This window comes from Bradyrhizobium sp. USDA 376 (assembly GCF_054063675.1).
Map to the genome: position 1 here is coordinate 4,609,603 of NZ_JBSSGN010000001.1, position 15,798 is coordinate 4,625,400.

The following is a 15,798-nucleotide window of genomic DNA, read 5'->3' on the forward strand; positions in this document are numbered from 1 at the left end:
CGCAGCGCAATGCGCAGTATTGCGCTGCAGAGCCGGGGCCCATCTTGGTCATTGGGTCCCGTCTCTGCGCAGCAGCGCACCGGACGATGCTTCGCATCGCCGGGACGCTGCAGCGCGTCCGGGACACGGGGGACGTTTACTTGAACGGCACGGCGTACATCAAGCCGCCCTTGCTCCAGAGGCCGTTGAGGCCGCGATCGAGCTTGAGCGGGCTCGCCTTGCCGACATTGCGCTCGTAGATCTCGCCGTAATTGCCGGTGGCCTTGATCGCGGTGACCAGCCATTTGTTGTCGAGCCCGAGGCGCGAGCCGAGATCGCCCGAGGCGCCCAGCAGGCGCTGGATCGCGGGCGTCTGCGACTTCGCCATCTCCTCGACATTGGCTTGCGTGACGCCGAGCTCCTCGGCCTCGATCAGGCCGTAGTGCAGCCAGGTGATGATGTCGCTCCAGACCTCGTCGCCGTTGCGGGTGAAGGGGCCGAGCGGCTCCTTGCTGATGGTCTGCGGCAGCACGACGTAGTCGGCCGGGTTCGGCGCGGCGGTCGTCACCGCGCCGGCGAGCGCGGAGGCGTCCTGGGTCATGGCATCGCAGCGGCCGCCGAAGAAGGTCTGGTACATGGTGTCGACGCGGTCGAACACCAGCGGCTTCCAGTCGATGCCGTTGGCACGGCCGTAATCGCCGAGCGTGACCTCATGCGTGGTGCCTTGCGCGACGCAGACGGTGGCGCCTTTGAGATCCTTCAGCTCCTTCACGCCGAGGTCCTTCTTCACCACAAAACCCTGGCCGTCGTAGAAATTGATCGGACCCTGCCGCAGGCCGAGCGTGACGCCGCGCAAGTATGTTTGCGTCGAGTTGCGATAGAGCACGTCGATCTCGCCCGATTGCAGGGCGGTGAAGCGGTTCTGCGCCGTCAGCGAGACGTAGCGCACCTTGCTGGGATCGCCGAGCACGCCGGCGGCGAGCGCGCGGCAATAGTCGACGTCGAGGCCCTTGTAGTTGCCTTGCGAGTCCGGTGCCGAGAAACCGGCAAAGCCGGCGCTGACGCCGCACACCAGCGTGCCGCGCCCCTTCACCGTGTCGAGCGTCGCCGCCGACGCGATCACCGTCGATGCAGCGAGCATGCTCGCTGCGATAACCACTTTCCTCATACTACTCTCCCCTCAGTGATTGACACTACGCAACACGTTGTCGACGGCGGTGCCGAGCTTGTCGACGATCAGGTCGATCTCGTCGGCTGACGCGATATAGGGCGGCGCCAACAGCACGTGGTCGCCGCGCACGCCGTCTACGGTGCCGCCACCGGGATAGCAACCGAGCCCGTTCGCGAAGGCTTCGGCCTTGATCTTCTGGTGCAGCTTGAGCGCCGGATCGAACGAGGCGCGCGTCGCGCGATCGGCGACCAGCTCAATCGCCCAGAACAGGCCGCGGCCCCTGATGTCGCCGACGTGGCGGTGATTGCCAAAGCGCTCGGTAAGGCGCTGCTCGAGCTGCCGGCCGCGCTGCTTGACCTGGTCGAGCAGGCCGTCCTCGCGGATCACGTCCTGCACCGCGAGCGCCGCCGCGCAGGCGAGGGGATGGGCGAGATATGTGTGGCCGTGCTGGAATGCGCCCGAGCCCGCGCGGATGGTGTCGATGATCCTGCCGCTCGCAAGCATCGCGCCGATCGGCTGATAGCCGCCGCCGAGCCCCTTCGCGATCGCCTGGATGTCAGGGGCGACGCCTTCCTGCTCCCAGGCGTGGGTGGTGCCGGTTCGGCCCATGCCGCACATCACCTCGTCGAGGATCAGCAGCGCGCCGTGCCGGTCGCAGATCTCGCGCATCGCCTTGAAGTAGCCGTCGGGCGCCGTCACAGCGCCGGCGGTCGCGCCGACGACGGGCTCGGCGAGGAATGCCGCGACCGTGTCAGGACCAAGCCGCTGGAACTCGGCTTCGAGCTCCGCGGCGAGCCGCGCCACGAACTGTGCGTCGGATTCCTCCTCGCGCTTCTCGTGATAGGCAAAGGCCGGCGTCACATGGCTGAAGGCGGCGGACAGCAGCGGTGCATAGGGCGCTCGGCGCCAGGCGTTGCCGCCGGCGGCGAGCGCGCCGAGCGTGTTGCCGTGATAGCTCTGCCGCCGCGCGATGAAATGCTGCCGCTGCGGCTCGCCGCGCTCGATGAAATATTGCCGCGCCAGCTTGATGCTGGCTTCGATCGCCTCCGATCCGCCGCTGACGAAATAGGCATAGGCAAGTCCGCCCGGCTCATGCCCGACCAGCTTCTCGGCCAGCGCCTCGGCCGGCTCGGAGGAGAAGAAGGCGGTGTGGGCGTAGGCCAGCGTCGAAGCCTGCCTGGCCATCGCCGCGATCACGCGCGGATGCTGGTGGCCAAGGCAGGAGACGGCCGCGCCGCCGGAGGCGTCGATGATGCGGCGCCCGTCCTCGGCAAACAGATAGACGCCTTCGCCGCCGATCGCCTTGGGCGGCGTTTCGCGTAGCGAGCGATGCAGCACGCGGCTGGTGCGAGTGCTCATGGATCAACCTTTCTCGGAGACGTAAGTCGAGGTCGCGGCAAGCCGCGCCTCGGTATTTTCCAGACGCTTCTTCGCGGCGACGCCACCGAGCGAGAATGTCACCGCCGCGAGCGACTGCGCGATCGCGATGGCGCCGGTGAGGCTGGGGAAAAAGCCGGGCGAGGAGGCGGCCTCGAATAGCAGCACGTGATCGGCGCCCTCGGCCATCGGTGCCGAGAGGCTGTCCGCGATCGCGATCAACGTTGCGCCGCTGCGATGCGCGGCTTGCGCGACGCGGACGCTCGCATGCGTGTAAGGCAGGAAGCCGATGACGATGACGGCCTCGCCAGGACAGAACGCGCCAAGATCGAGATCGTCGGGGCCGGACGCGCCGACGAGTTGCACCTGCTCGGGACGGAATAGGCGCAGCTCATAGTTCAAGAGCTCCGCGACGCTGCGGCAGCTGCGATAACCCGCGATCCAGATCCGCTTTGCGTCGTGCAGCGCGCGGGCCGCGTCCGCGATGGGGTGTGCTGGAATGCGCGGAAGGCCGGCAGCCTCGGCCTCGAGCTTGTCGATGACGAGCGCGACATCGGCGTTGGGGCCATGACGCCGGCTCTTCGCCCTGCCGGAGAAGGGCGAGGTCTGCGACGGCCGCCGTGCCTCGGTCAGCGCCGCACGCAGCTCGTCCCAGCCGGAATAGCCGATCGCCTTGGCAAGCCGGGTGAATGCAGCGGGGTCGGCGCCGGCTTCCGCCGCGAGATCGCGCATCGAACGTGTGGTGGCGTCGTAATCATTGGCGGCGACGAAGCGACCGACCTCCTGCAGGCGCAGGGGGAGCGATGGCAATGCGATGCGCAGTTCGCTCAGCGGCGAGGATTTCGCGGGCTCGGCCATGAAACATTTGTTGCATGAAACGAGGTTTGGTGCAACAGTTGACGTGCGCCGCCGGAAATCGCTGCATTTGAGAAGGATTTTTGTGCTGTGACCGCCGATCATCCCAGACCGCCGCCGCGCCGCCGCTTCTTCGCGCTTGGGCGCAACGAATTGAAGGGCCTGTTCTGGCAGGTTCTGGTGGTCGGGATCGCGGTTGGCGTGATCGCCTTCCTCTGGTCCAACACCGTCACCAACCTGTCGGCCCGCCGCATCACCACCGGCTTCGCCTTCCTCGGCCGTGAGGCCGGCATGCCCATTGCCGACAGCCTGCTCGCCTACAATCCGAGGGATACCTACCTCTGGGCCTTCGTCGTCGGCATCGCCAACACCCTGCGCGTCGCGGTGATCGGCATCGTGCTCGCGACCATTTTGGGCACCCTGATCGGCATCTCGCGTCTCTCCGCCAACTGGTTGCTGTCGCGGCTCGCCGCCGTCTATGTCGAAACGCTGCGCGACATCCCGCTGCTGCTCCAGCTGCTGTTCTGGTACGTGCTGATGCAGGCGCTGCCGGCCGCGCGCGCGGCGTGGCGGCCGATTGAGGGCGTATTCCTCTCCAACCGCGGCCTGATCCTGCCGGCAATCCCGGTCGGCTCGCCGCAGCTCTGGGTGCTCGGCACGGCGGTGCTCGGGCTTGCCGCGTTCTTTCTGATCCAGCGATGGCTGATCGCGCAGCAGATGCGGGACGGCAAGCCGCGTCCGGCCTGGCCCTTTGCGGTTGGCCTCGTCCTCGCGCTGCCGGCGGCCGTGTCCGTGGCGCTCGGCGTATCCTGGACGATCGAGTGGCCGCAGCTGCGCGGCTTCAATTTCGTCGGCGGGCTGACGCTCGCGCCGGAATATTTCGCGCTGCTGATCGCGCTCGTGACCTATACCTCGGCCTTCATCGCCGAGATCGTTCGCAGCGGCATCCAATCGGTTCCGCGTGGCCAATGGGATGCCGCCAATGCGCTCGGCCTGCGCCGCAGCTTCATGCTGCGGCAGATCATCCTGCCGCAGGCGTTGCGCGTGATCGTGCCGCCGATGACGAGCCAATACCTCAACCTGACCAAGAACTCCTCGCTGGCGGTCGCGATCGGGTATCAGGACGTGGTCTCGGTCGCCAACACCACGCTGAACCAGACCGGGCAGGCGATCGAGGCGATCGCGCTGATCATGGCGGTGTTCCTGACCATCAGCCTTTCCATCAGCTTCTTCATGAATTGGTACAACGCGCGCATCGCGCTGGTGGAGCGCTGAGCATGACCGCGATCACCGACATCCCCGATGCGCCCCGCGCCGCCCGCCGACCGCAGATGGGCAATCCGGTGCTGCGCTGGCTGCGCACCAATCTGTTCTCGTCGATCCCGAACGGCATTCTTTCAATCGTGCTGCTGGCGATTCTCGCCAAGGGCATTTTCAGCTTTGTGCAATGGGGCCTGGCGAACGCAGTGTGGCTGACGCCGGCGAACGATTCCAGCGCCTGCCGCGCGGTACGTGGTGTCGGCGCCTGCTGGGCGATCATCCCCGAAAAGTACCGCTTCATCCTGTTCGGCACCTATCCGTTCGACGAGCAGTGGCGGCCGGCGCTGTCGGTCATGCTGTTCATCGCGCTGTACTACCTCTCGACCCGCCGCGCGCTATGGCGGCGCGAGCTCGTCTATATCTGGATCGGTGCGCTGGCGCTGATCAGCGTGCTGATGTGGGGCGGCGTGTTCGGGCTCTCCTTCGTCTCGCAGGATCGCTGGGGCGGCTTGCCGGTAACGCTGATCCTGGCGACGTTCGGTCTCGCCTTCGGCTTCCCGCTCGGCATCCTCGTCGCGCTCGGCCGGCGCTCGAAGCTGCCGGCGATCCGCTCGCTCAGCGTGCTCTATGTCGAGCTGATCCGCGGCGTGCCGCTGGTCAGCCTGCTGTTCATGGCGAGTGTAATGTTTCCGCTGTTCATGCCTGCCGGATTCAACATCGACAAGCTGCTGCGCGCGCAGATCGCGATCATCCTGTTCGCCGGCGCCTACCTTGCCGAGGTCATCCGCGGCGGGCTTCAGGCCGTGCCGCGCGGGCAATATGAAGCCGCCGACGCGCTGGGGCTGTCCTACTGGCGCAAGCACCGGCTCATCGTCCTGCCGCAGGCGATCCGCCACGTCATCCCGCCGCTGGTCAACACCTTCATCGCCTTCTTCAAGGACACCAGCCTCGTCCTGATCATCGGCATCTTCGACCTGCTGACGACGGCGAAGACCGCGATCATCGATCCCGCATGGCAGCAGTTTTCGGTCGAGGTCTACATCTTCGTCGCCGCGATCTACTTCCTGTTCTGCTTCGCGATGTCGCGCTACAGCCGCAGCCTGGAGGCGCATACGGCATCGAGGTGAACCGAAGGCGCAGTATATGCCGCGCCTAAAACACGTGCCCGGATTCAGGCTGGGAATCCTATGCCGCGAAGGCCATCTGCAATTTGCTGGTGGCATTCACAAGAGGCACGTCAAATCATGATCAAGTCTGTTCTGGCAGCATCGGCCATGCTGGTCGCACTGTGCTCCGCCGCCACGGCCCACGAGGCCATGCACTATCCGAGCATGGCTTCAGCAGCCACAACGCAGGTATCGGAAATCCATCCCAACGCCCTCGGCTTCGCCGCTCCGACACAGGAGGCCGGATACGAGGCGCATCAGTATCACGGCGGACCGAAGGCGGACGACTAGGATCCGGCCAAGCACCAAGGCGTCCGTGACCTGCTGGCCGACCCATTCGCGCCGGCAAGGGGCAATGCGGAAGATCAGGATGCGCGCACCGGGGGGACAGAAGACCCCCGCCGGTGCGGCGCGCGCTAGTTCTTCGTCTTGGGATCGACCGGTGTCGTCCCGCGCAGGCCGAGAATGTGTTCCAGCACCTTCATCGCCTTCTTCAAGGATACCAGCCTCGTCCTGATCGTCGGCATCTTCGACCTGCTGACGACGGCCAAGACCGCCATCATCGATCCGGCCTGGCAGCAGTTTTCGGTCGAGGTCTACATCTTCGTCGCCGCGATCTACTTCGTCTTCTGTTTCGCGATGTCGCGCTACAGCCGCAGCCTGGAGGCGCCGACAACGCCGAAGTGACGGTTCCTCGTTTGGTGCCGCTTGTTTGCGCTTGCACCGATTGCCGATCTGGAGCTGTAATACCAGAGGTTGCTCCTGCGGTCGATTTGGCGAGGCTGTCATGCGCGTGGCCGTTTTGCGGCAATTTACCGCCGCCCTGATCTGCGCCCTGATCTTCACAACCACTCTCGGCGTGTCGTCGCGTGCCGCCGAGCCTGAGGGGTTACGGGGCTATCGCGCGCCGATCGGTGAGAGTTCGATTTCAGGAATTTCGTCGGGCGCTTTCATGGCCGTTCAGTTCGGCACGGCGTGGTCGTCGGTGATCAAGGGCGTCGGCGTGGTTGCAGGCGGCCCTTACTGGTGCGCGAAGGCGGACGCGCTCGACGCCGCCACCTGGTACTGGGGGCCGATCTGGCGGGCCACGGGTGCGTGCATGAAAGGGCCGGCGTCGGATCTGGATCCGAAGGATTTTACGGCAAAGGCCGACGCGAAGGCCGCAGCGGGCGAGATCGACCCTCTCAGCAATGTCGGCAGGCAGAAGATCTATCTCTTTCACGGCTACAATGACGCGGTCGTCGACAAGGCCGCGACCGATGCGGCCGCCGATTTCTATCGCCATTATCTGGGGGATGCCAATCGCGGCAACTTGTTCTATCAGGCCACGCTCGGCGCGGGCCACTCGTTCGTCGTGACGAAACAGGGCGCACCCGGGCTCAACGACTGCAAGGCCAACACAGAGCCCTATATCGACCAATGCGGCTATGACCAGGCCGGCGTCATTCTGCAGCACATTTACGGCCGCCTGAATCCGCCCGGTCCTGCGCAACTTGCAGGCTCGGTGAAGAGCTTTGATCAATCGATCTATACCACGCCGCATCTGCCCGACGCGCTGAGCATGGGCGACACCGGCTATGTGTTCGTGCCTCAGGATTGCGAGCAGGGCAGTCCGTGTCGCGTCCACGTCGCGCTCCACGGATGCAAGCAGGACGTCGCCGATATCGGACGCAGATTCGTGGATGAGGCCGGCTACAATGCGTGGGCCGATACGAACCACCTGATCATTCTCTATCCGCAGACCAAGACCAGCCCATACTGGCCAAGCAATCCGCAGGCCTGTTGGGATTGGTGGAGCTATGTCGACCATCAGGATAGCTACGTGACGAAGTCCGGATCGCAAATCAAGGCGATCAAGGCCATGCTGGATGCGCTCACGGCCGGGGCCGCGGCGCCCGCCGGCACGACCGCGCCATCGCTATCGGCACCGCAGTCGCTCACGGTGATCGATACGTCGGATAGCGGCGCTGACCTGGCCTGGTCTCCAGTGGACGGCGTAACGTCCTACCGGGTTTCGCGTGCGGGGCCAGATGGCGCGTTCCAGGCGATTGGCGACGTGACAGGAGCGAGCTTTGGGGATTCCGGCCTGACGCCGCAAACAACATATCGCTGGCGTGTCTCGGTCATTCTGAACGGAGCGGCGGGCCCCGGCTCCGACGATGCGACCGGCACCACGCGATCGACGCCTCCTCGCTGCGAAAATCCCGGTTCCTGCCCGATCGCCAATTAGCGAACCGAGCAGCCGTCCTGCGTGCCGCGCGATGACCGGCAGGGTGCGGCGGGAGGTCGTGCCGCGCTCACCCGCGATTTATCAATACGGCTCATAACACCATGCGAAATTGAGCCGGTTATCCGAGGGAACCGCCCGCGTTAAGGGTCGCCTCTTGCCAGACGGTGTGTCTGGCATTCCCAGCGTGACCGGCGGGACGCTGGGCGGTAATCCGAGGAGCGGCTTTCCATGGACGTCATCATCAACGGCAAGACTCATCAGGTCCAGACGGAGGACGATACGCCTCTGCTGTGGGTGATCCGCGACGAGCTCGGGATGACCGGCACCAAATATGGCTGCGGCATCGCCCAATGCGGCGCCTGCACGGTGTTGATCGACGGCCAGGCGACGCGATCCTGCGTCACGCCGGTCGGAAGCGTCGCCGGCCAGGCCATCACCACCATCGAGGCCGTGACGGACGACGCCGTCGGCCGTCGCGTGGTGGAAGCCTGGGTGGCGAACCAGGTGCCGCAATGCGGCTATTGCCAGTCCGGTCAGGTGATGGCCGCGACCGCGCTGCTGAAGCAGAACCCGAAGCCCAACGAGCAGGACATCGCCGCGGCCATGATCAATCTCTGCCGCTGCGGCACTTACAACGCCATCGCCGCGGCGGTGCGCCAGGTTGCTCAGGGCTGAGGGAGCGCACGATCATGAACAGCATGACCCATGAATTCGCTCCGGCTGGCGAGCTGCCGGAAGACCGGCCCGTCAACCTGTCGCGCCGCGGCTTCCTTGGCGCCTCGCTCGGTGCGCTGGTGCTCGGCGTCGCATTGCCCGGCGCTGGTGCAAAGGCGCAGGGTGCAGCGACGGGGGCAAAGTCGGTGCCGCGCGTCTCAGCTTTCCTCGAAATCCGCACAGACAGCACCGTGTTGTTGCGAAGCCCCTTCGTTGAGGGCGGGCAGGGCGTCGCCACCGCGATGGCGCAGATCGTCGGCGAAGAGCTTGATGCTGACCCGGCAAGCTTCACCGTGGAATGCGCGCCGCCCGGCACCGACTATCAGGTGGTTGGCGGTCGCCGCTTCACCGGCGGCAGCTTTTCGGTGCGATCGAGCTACGAGACCATGCGCCGCGTCGGCGCGTCGGCGCGGCAGATGCTACTCCAGGCCGCGGCCTCCCGTTTGAAGGTGCCGGTGGCAAGCCTGTCGACCGAGCCCGGCCGCGTGCGCCACGCTGCATCGGGCCGCACGCTCGCTTATGGTGCGCTCGCTGCGGACGCAGCCGCCCTGCCGGTGCCGGAGACTGTCACGCTGCGTGCGGACAAGGATTTCCGCTGGATCGGCAAGCCGGTGGCGCGTCTCGACGTGCGCGACAAGTCGACCGGCAAGGCTGCCTATGCCATCGACATGCAGGTCGACGGCATGCTGCGCGCCGCCGTTCAGCACGCGCCGCGCCTCGACCTTGAGCCCGGCGCCTTCGCCAACGAGGCGGACGTGAAGGCGATGCCGGGCGTGCATTCGATCCATCGTCTGCCGGGCGCCGTCGCTGTCGTCGCTGACCGCTGGTGGCACGCGCGCCGCGCGGTGGAAACGTTGCAGGTGACGTGGACCGACGCGGCGCCGGGGGCGCGTCGCGCGATGCCAGCGGACTTCTCGTCAGAGGGGCGAAGAGCGCAGCTTGCGGCCGCGGCCGGACCGGGGATTGCCGGGGAGACGGTCGGCGATGCCGCCGCCACGCTGAAAGGCGCGGCGAAAATCGTCACCGCGACCTATGATGCGCCTTATCTGGCGCACGGCCAGCTCGAGCCGCCCTCGGCGTTGGCGCGGTGGAACGAGGACAGCACGCTCGATCTCTGGGTGCCCAACCAGGCTCCTGAAATGTTCCAGGTGCTTGCCGCCAAGGCTGCCGGCATTCCGCCGGAGAAGGTCAAAATTCATTCGCCGATGCTGGGCGGCTTCTTCGGCCGCCACTTCATCTACGAGACCGCCAATCCGTTCCCGCAGGCGATCCTGCTGTCGAAGGCGGTCGGCCGGCCGGTCAAGCTGATCTGGAGCCGCGAGGAAGAGTTTTTGCGCGATGCGCTGCGGCCGATGGGCTTTGTGCGTTTCCGCGCCGGCCTCGATGCGAGCGGGTTGCCGGTGGCGCTGGATGCCGAGGCGGTTGGCGAAGGACCGCGTGATCGCTGGTTTGGCCGCAAGCCGGATGCCGCCGATGGTTCGGCGGTCGAGGGCATCTCCGGAAAACCCTATGCCATCAACAATCGCCGCGTTGCCCATGTCCTCGTCGATGATCCCGCGATCATCGGCTTCTGGCGTTCGGTCGGCCACTCCATGAACGACTTCTTCTACGAGACGTTCTTCGACGAGGTGGCCGACGCCGGCCAGCAGGACCCGTACGATCTGCGGCTCCGTCTGCTCGCGGACAAGCCGCGCCACAAGACGCTGCTGCAGGCGGTCGGCGATCTCTCCGGCGGCTGGAAGCGCGGTCCCTTCACCGCGCCCGACGGCAGCAAGCGCGCGCGCGGCGTCGCGATGGCTTCGCCGTTCGGCAGCGAGGTCGCGACGATCGCGGAAGTGTCGCTCAGGGGAGGCGCGGTCACCGTGCACGATGTCTGGGTGGCGATCGACCCGGGCCGCATCGTCAATCCCGGCATCATCGAAGCGCAGGTCAATTCGGCCGTTGCGCTCGGCCTGTCCTCGGCGCTGCTGGAGGAGGTCGTCTATGCCAAGGGCGTGCCGCAGGCGCGCAACTTCGACGGCTATCCGATCCTGCCGCCGGACCGCATGCCGCGTGTCCACGTCCGCATCGTCGAAAGCGGCGCGCCGATGGGCGGCATCGGCGAGCCGGGGCTGCCCGGCGTGCCGCCGGCCGTGGCCAATGCGGTTGCCGCATTGACGGGCCAGCGCATCCGCAGCCTGCCGTTGTCGAAGATGAAGTTCGGGGCGACCTAGACGAGAGCTGGGTCCGCGAGCTTGCGGGAGTTGATCTCTCGTGTCCCGGACAAGGTGCAGCGCGTCAGCGCTGCGCCGCAGAGCCGGGACCCAGGGATGCACGGCAGGTGCCGAGAGATGGGCCCCGGCCCTGCAGCGCACCGCTGAAGAAGCGCTGCGCTGCGTCCGGGGCACAAAAGGAATTACTTCTTCACCTTCGGATCGATCGGCGTCGTCCCGCGTACGCCCAAAATATCTTCCAGCACTTTCGCGCCGGCAATCACCTGCGCGTCGGCGCGCGGGGCGCCGACCACCTGCACGCCGACCGGCAGGCCCGATGCCGTGAAGCCGCAAGGCAGCGACAGCGACGGGCAGCAGGCGAGCGTGATGGCGTAGACGATCCCGAGCCATTCGATGTAGTTCTCGAACCTCTTGCCGTCGCATTCGGCGACGTAGCGGTTTTCGATCGGGAAGGGCGGCACGATCGTCGTCGGCACCAGAAGCAGGTCGTAGGTCTTGAAGAACTCGACCGCGCGGGCGGTCATGCCGACGCGCTGCGCCTCGGCGCGCGCGAGCTGCTCGACGGTCAGCTTGAGGCCTTCCTCGATATTCCAGATCACCTCGGGCTTGAGCAGGTCGCGCTTGGTGCGCAGCAGATTGGCCTTGGTGATCGCGAAATCGAAGGCGCGCAGCACGTGGAAGCATTCATGCGCCTCGCGCCAGTCCGGATGCGCCTCCTCGACGATGGCGCCGGCTTCCGCGAAACGTTCGGCGGCCTTGCGCGTGATCGCCTTCACTTCGGGATCGACCGGGGTGATGCCGAGATCGGGCGAATAGGCGATGCGTTTCGGCTTCTTGCCCGCCTGGGCCGCCGACAGGAACGAGGTCGCGGGGGCCGGCAGCGATAGCGGATCGTCCGTATAGTCGCCGCTCATGGCATCCAGCAGCAGCGCGAGATCCTCGACGTTGCGCGCCATCGGGCCGGCAACGCCGAGATTGCGATCGATGCCCGATTTGGGGGTATGCGCGACGCGGCCGATGCTCGGCCGCATGCCGACGATGCCGCAGAATGCCGCCGGGCTGCGCAGGCTGCCGCCCATGTCGGAGCCCTGCGCGAGCCAGGCCATGCCGGTCGCAAGCGCCACCGCCGCACCGCCGGACGAGCCCGCCGCCGATTTCGTCGTGTCCCACGGATTGAGCGTCGCGCCGAACACCTCGTTGAAGGTGTTGGCGCCGGCGCCGAATTCCGGCGTGTTGGATTTGGCGTAGACCACCGCGCCATTGGCTTCGAGGTTCTCGACCATGAGGTCGGACTTCGCGGGGATGTTGTCCTTGAAGATCGGCGAGCCCTGCGTGTTCAGCACGCCCGCGACATCGGTCAGATCCTTGATCGGCACCGGCAGGCCTGCGAGCAGTCCGCGCGCACCGGCCGGCTTCTGCATCATTGCTTTCGCATGGGTCCGCGCGCGATCGAAGCACAGTATCGGCAGCGCGTTCACCTTGCCGTCGACCTCGCCGATCCGCTTCTCCAGCACGTCCAGCAGCTCGAGCGGTGAGACATCGCCTGAGCGCAGCTTGTCGACGACGGTGCAGGCGGTTTCGCGGATCAGGTCTTGAGACAAGTATCTTACTCCTATGCTTATTTTAGTTCGTCATTGCTGTCGATGTTCAATAATTCGCTGATTGGATCGCGGTGGTCTTGGTCGCGGCAAAGGTCTTGGGAGTTTGTCCCGCCAAGGCCTGATGGGGTCTGTGGTTGTTGTAGTAGACGAGGTACTCGAACAGTTCATTGGCGAAGTGGTCGAGGTTGTCGAAGGTCGCGCCGTCGATGACGTCGTCATCGAGGGTACGCCAGAAGCGTTCGACCTTGCCGTTGGTCTGCGGCCGATAGGGCCTGGTGTAGCGGTGTTTGATGCCGAGCTCGAGCAGCATGGCCTCGAACGGATGCTCGCCCGGCTTGGTGCGGGCGGCGAACTCGGCGCCGTTGTCGGACAGGATTTCCTGGAAGACGAGCCCATAGGTGACGTTGAGGGTGTTGATCATCTTCAGGGTCTTGAACATGACCGGCAGCGCCTTCTTGGATGTCAGGACCTCGGCCCAGGCCAGACGCGAGCAGCTGTCGATCAGGCTGATGATGTAGGCCGTGACCGGGGGTGGCGCGAGGAACATATCGCGCGGCAATTGATGCAGATCGACGTGGCCCAGCTCCCCGAGCTTGTCCTTGATAATACGGCGTTTCTCCTCACGCATCGCCGGCGTGCGGCGGTTCAGGCGGTAGTGTTTCAGCACCCGGTAGATCGTGATCGGCGAAGGTACCGTGTCGCGCGTTTCGCGCAAGACGGCATGAATCTCATAACGGTTCATCCCCCGTTTGCGATGGGCGACGATCTCCGCCTCGATCCCTTCCGGCTCGCGCCGTTCCCGCCACTTCGGGCCGCGCCGCCGCGGCAGCAGATCCGCGTCCTCGCCGCTCTGCAGATAGCGATTGTAATATTTGCGGAACGTCTGCGAGCAGGTCCCGTGGTGCCGGTAGAAGTCGCCGACCCGCTTGAACAGCGGCGATCGGCCAGCCTTCACCGCCTCATACTCCGAAATCAGAAAACGCCACTTGTGCAGATAGTTGCGTTCAACCGTTCGGTCATAGCTGTTGTCTCGCATCGGATCGTTCCTCCGCTGGAGCGATCCAATCAGCGAATTAGTGAACATGCACAATTGCGAGCGCAGCGAAGCAATCCAGACTGCCACAGCGGATACATTCCTGGATTGCTTCCGCCTTCGCCAAAGGCTTCGGCGGACAAGTCGCTGCGCTCGCAATGACGGAAATACTTAACCCCAACCCGCGCTGATGCCGCCGTCGACAGTGTAGATCACGCCCGAGGTATAGCCGGCGCGGTCCGACGCCAGGAACGCCATGAGATCGCCGATCTCCCGCGCATGCGCGGGGCGGCCGAGCGGCAGGCTCTTCTGGAATTCCTTGTAGCGGCTCTCGTCGCCGAACTGGTGCTTTGCCCGCGTCTTGAGCAGTGTGACGTGGCGGTCGGTGCCGACCGGACCGGGATTGATGCCGACGACGCGGATGTTGTCGGCAAGGCTCTTGCCCCCGAGCGCGCGGGTGAAAGCCATCAGCGCGGCATTGCCGGCGCTGCCGCAGATGTAGTTGGCATCGAATTTCTCACCGGCGGCGCCGATGTCGTTGACGATGATGCCGCCGCCTCTGGCCTTCATCTGGGCGTAGATGTACCGCGTGAGGTTGATATAGCCGAACACCTTCAATTCCCAGGCGTGCCGCCACGCCGCCTCGTCGATCTTGTCGATCGAGCCGCCGGGGATGTCACCGGCATTGTTGACGAGGATGTCGATGTTGGCGGCTTCTTTCGCCAGCCGCGCCACACCCTCTTCCTTGCGCAGGTCGACGATGCTGGTTGCGGCGTCGATCTGATGTGCGGAGCGCAAGCGGTCGGCCAGCGCCTCCAGCGCCTCGCCGCTGCGGGCCGCCAGCAGGAGATGTGCGCCTTCCTCGGCAAACGCCTCGGCGGCGGCGGCGCCAATGCCCTTGGACGCGCCGGTGATCAGGACGCGCTTGCCACGCAGATGCAGATCCATGGGGACTACTCGCAGGATGGGAACAGGATGAAATCAGTAGGCGCCCGGCAGCGCCATGGTCAACATTGCAGTGCAGCGTTGCACTGTCGCCGACTTTGGTCCATTGCAGTGCGGTCAAAAAGACGGCGGCTGCCGGACCAAACAAGGACGTTCTCGATGAGCAAGAAACAATACCGGATCGCGGTCATTCCCGGCGACGGCATCGGCAAGGAAGTGATGCCGGAAGGCCTGCGCGTCCTGGAGGCAGCCGCGAAGAAGCATGGCGTCTCCGTGCATTTCGACCATTTCGACTTCTCGTCCTACGATTACTACGAGAAGCACGGCCAGATGATGCCCGATGACTGGAAGGAGAAGATCGGCAAGCACGATGCGATCTATTTCGGTGCGGTCGGCTGGCCGGCCAAGATTCCGGATCACGTCTCGCTGTGGGGCTCGCTGATCAAGTTCCGCCGTGAGTTCGACCAGTACGTGAATCTGCGTCCGGTGCGGCTGATGCCCGGCGTGCCGTCGCCGCTGGCGGGCCGCAAGCCCGGCGACATCGATTTCTGGGTGGTGCGCGAGAACACCGAAGGTGAATATTCCTCGGTCGGCGGCCGCATGTTCCCGGACACCGACCGTGAGTTCGTCACCCAGCAGACGGTGATGACCCGCACCGGCGTCGATCGCATCCTGAAATTCGCCTTCGAGCTCGCCCAGTCGCGGCCGAAGAAGCACCTGACCTCGGCGACCAAGTCCAACGGCATCTCCATCACCATGCCCTATTGGGACGAGCGCGTGGAGGCGATGGCCAAGAAGTTTCCTGGCGTGAAGTGGGACAAGTACCACATCGACATCTTGACGGCGAACTTCGTGCTGCATCCGGACTGGTTCGACGTCGTGGTCGGCTCGAATTTGTTCGGTGACATCCTCTCCGATCTCGGCCCCGCCTGCACTGGCACGATCGGCATCGCGCCGTCGGGCAATATCAATCCCGAGGGCGATTTCCCCTCGGTGTTCGAGCCGGTGCACGGCTCGGCGCCTGACATCGCGGGGCAGGGCATCGCCAACCCGATCGGCGCGATCTGGTCGGGCGCGATGATGTTCGAGCATCTCGGCGAGAAGGAAGCCGGCAAGTCGATCGTCGAGGCGATCGAGCGCACGCTGGCCGAGCGCACGCTGCGCACCAAGGACCTCGGCGGCAACGCCGACACCACCGCCTGCGGCAAGGCGGTTGCGGATATGGTGGATTGAGGCTGGGCGACATGGAGTAGG

13 protein-coding genes and 1 pseudogene are annotated in these 15,798 nt (G+C 65.4%); 8 read left to right on the top strand and 6 right to left on the bottom strand.

Features of this window, described 5'->3' with window-relative positions; translation table 11 throughout:
* Window positions 1–136 precede the first annotated feature (136 nt).
* Genes ACVJ19_RS21580 through ACVJ19_RS21590 form a run of 3 tightly spaced genes read right to left on the bottom strand, consistent with a single transcriptional unit; the run spans window position 137 to window position 3,385 of the window.
* The gene (locus ACVJ19_RS21580) at window positions 137–1,147 is read right to left on the bottom strand and encodes an amino acid ABC transporter substrate-binding protein (protein ID WP_453951009.1); all 1,011 of its coding nucleotides are present in this window, start codon (window positions 1,145–1,147) and stop codon (window positions 137–139) included.
* Between the two features lie 12 nt (window positions 1,148–1,159).
* Entirely contained in the window at window positions 1,160–2,509 is a 1,350-nt protein-coding gene (locus tag ACVJ19_RS21585) for an aspartate aminotransferase family protein (protein ID WP_453951010.1), read from the bottom strand.
* A 3-nt stretch (window positions 2,510–2,512) separates the two neighbouring features.
* On the bottom strand, window positions 2,513–3,385 hold the full coding sequence (locus ACVJ19_RS21590) for a MurR/RpiR family transcriptional regulator (protein ID WP_453951011.1): 873 nt from the start codon (window positions 3,383–3,385) through the stop codon (window positions 2,513–2,515).
* 87 nt (window positions 3,386–3,472) lie between these two features.
* Between ACVJ19_RS21590 and ACVJ19_RS21595 the strand changes: the two genes are divergently transcribed.
* From ACVJ19_RS21595 to ACVJ19_RS21625, 7 genes and pseudogenes are all read left to right on the top strand, one after another.
* Window positions 3,473–4,657: an amino acid ABC transporter permease gene (locus ACVJ19_RS21595; RefSeq protein ID WP_453951012.1), complete on the top strand. Its 1,185-nt coding sequence runs from the start codon at window positions 3,473–3,475 to the stop codon at window positions 4,655–4,657.
* Between the two features lie 2 nt (window positions 4,658–4,659).
* The gene (locus tag ACVJ19_RS21600) at window positions 4,660–5,769 is read left to right on the top strand and encodes an amino acid ABC transporter permease (RefSeq protein WP_453951013.1); all 1,110 of its coding nucleotides are present in this window, start codon (window positions 4,660–4,662) and stop codon (window positions 5,767–5,769) included.
* A gap of 117 nt (window positions 5,770–5,886) precedes the next feature.
* Window positions 5,887–6,099, top strand: coding sequence for a hypothetical protein (locus ACVJ19_RS21605; protein ID WP_453951014.1), 213 nt, complete (start codon window positions 5,887–5,889; stop codon window positions 6,097–6,099).
* Window positions 6,100–6,282: 183 nt separating this feature from the next.
* Window positions 6,283–6,495 (top strand): annotated as a pseudogene (locus ACVJ19_RS21610) (amino acid ABC transporter permease); the annotation flags it as partial.
* 100 nt (window positions 6,496–6,595) lie between these two features.
* Entirely contained in the window at window positions 6,596–8,038 is a 1,443-nt protein-coding gene (locus ACVJ19_RS21615) for an extracellular catalytic domain type 2 short-chain-length polyhydroxyalkanoate depolymerase (protein ID WP_456739425.1), read from the top strand.
* A gap of 228 nt (window positions 8,039–8,266) precedes the next feature.
* Entirely contained in the window at window positions 8,267–8,713 is a 447-nt protein-coding gene (locus tag ACVJ19_RS21620) for a (2Fe-2S)-binding protein (RefSeq protein ID WP_453951016.1), read from the top strand.
* Window positions 8,714–8,727: 14 nt separating this feature from the next.
* Window positions 8,728–10,965: a molybdopterin cofactor-binding domain-containing protein gene (locus tag ACVJ19_RS21625; protein WP_453951017.1), complete on the top strand. Its 2,238-nt coding sequence runs from the start codon at window positions 8,728–8,730 to the stop codon at window positions 10,963–10,965.
* 182 nt (window positions 10,966–11,147) lie between these two features.
* On the opposite strand, the gene ACVJ19_RS21630 is transcribed toward ACVJ19_RS21625, so the two are convergent.
* The 3 genes from ACVJ19_RS21630 to ACVJ19_RS21640 form a co-directional block, all read right to left on the bottom strand.
* On the bottom strand, window positions 11,148–12,566 hold the full coding sequence (locus tag ACVJ19_RS21630; protein WP_453951018.1) for an amidase: 1,419 nt from the start codon (window positions 12,564–12,566) through the stop codon (window positions 11,148–11,150).
* A gap of 46 nt (window positions 12,567–12,612) precedes the next feature.
* On the bottom strand, window positions 12,613–13,602 hold the full coding sequence (locus ACVJ19_RS21635) for an integrase core domain-containing protein (RefSeq protein WP_453951019.1): 990 nt from the start codon (window positions 13,600–13,602) through the stop codon (window positions 12,613–12,615).
* Window positions 13,603–13,770: 168 nt separating this feature from the next.
* Window positions 13,771–14,547, bottom strand: coding sequence for an SDR family oxidoreductase (locus ACVJ19_RS21640; protein ID WP_453951020.1), 777 nt, complete (start codon window positions 14,545–14,547; stop codon window positions 13,771–13,773).
* A 156-nt stretch (window positions 14,548–14,703) separates the two neighbouring features.
* Between ACVJ19_RS21640 and ACVJ19_RS21645 the strand changes: the two genes are divergently transcribed.
* Window positions 14,704–15,777 (top strand): tartrate dehydrogenase, encoded by a 1,074-nt coding sequence (locus ACVJ19_RS21645; protein WP_018648097.1) that lies wholly within the window; start codon window positions 14,704–14,706, stop codon window positions 15,775–15,777.
* Window positions 15,778–15,798: the final 21 nt, after the last annotated feature.

Coding starts and splice junctions, on each gene's coding strand:
- ACVJ19_RS21580 (WP_453951009.1), bottom strand. CDS start 1,147: ATGAGGAAAGTGGTTATCGCAGCGAGCATGCTCGCTGCATCGACGGTG.
- ACVJ19_RS21585 (WP_453951010.1), bottom strand. CDS start 2,509: ATGAGCACTCGCACCAGCCGCGTGCTGCATCGCTCGCTACGCGAAACG.
- ACVJ19_RS21590 (WP_453951011.1), bottom strand. CDS start 3,385: ATGGCCGAGCCCGCGAAATCCTCGCCGCTGAGCGAACTGCGCATCGCA.
- ACVJ19_RS21600 (WP_453951013.1), top strand. CDS start 4,660: ATGACCGCGATCACCGACATCCCCGATGCGCCCCGCGCCGCCCGCCGA.
- ACVJ19_RS21605 (WP_453951014.1), top strand. CDS start 5,887: ATGATCAAGTCTGTTCTGGCAGCATCGGCCATGCTGGTCGCACTGTGC.
- ACVJ19_RS21615 (WP_456739425.1), top strand. CDS start 6,596: ATGCGCGTGGCCGTTTTGCGGCAATTTACCGCCGCCCTGATCTGCGCC.
- ACVJ19_RS21620 (WP_453951016.1), top strand. CDS start 8,267: ATGGACGTCATCATCAACGGCAAGACTCATCAGGTCCAGACGGAGGAC.
- ACVJ19_RS21625 (WP_453951017.1), top strand. CDS start 8,728: ATGAACAGCATGACCCATGAATTCGCTCCGGCTGGCGAGCTGCCGGAA.
- ACVJ19_RS21635 (WP_453951019.1), bottom strand. CDS start 13,602: ATGCGAGACAACAGCTATGACCGAACGGTTGAACGCAACTATCTGCAC.
- ACVJ19_RS21640 (WP_453951020.1), bottom strand. CDS start 14,547: ATGGATCTGCATCTGCGTGGCAAGCGCGTCCTGATCACCGGCGCGTCC.
- ACVJ19_RS21645 (WP_018648097.1), top strand. CDS start 14,704: ATGAGCAAGAAACAATACCGGATCGCGGTCATTCCCGGCGACGGCATC.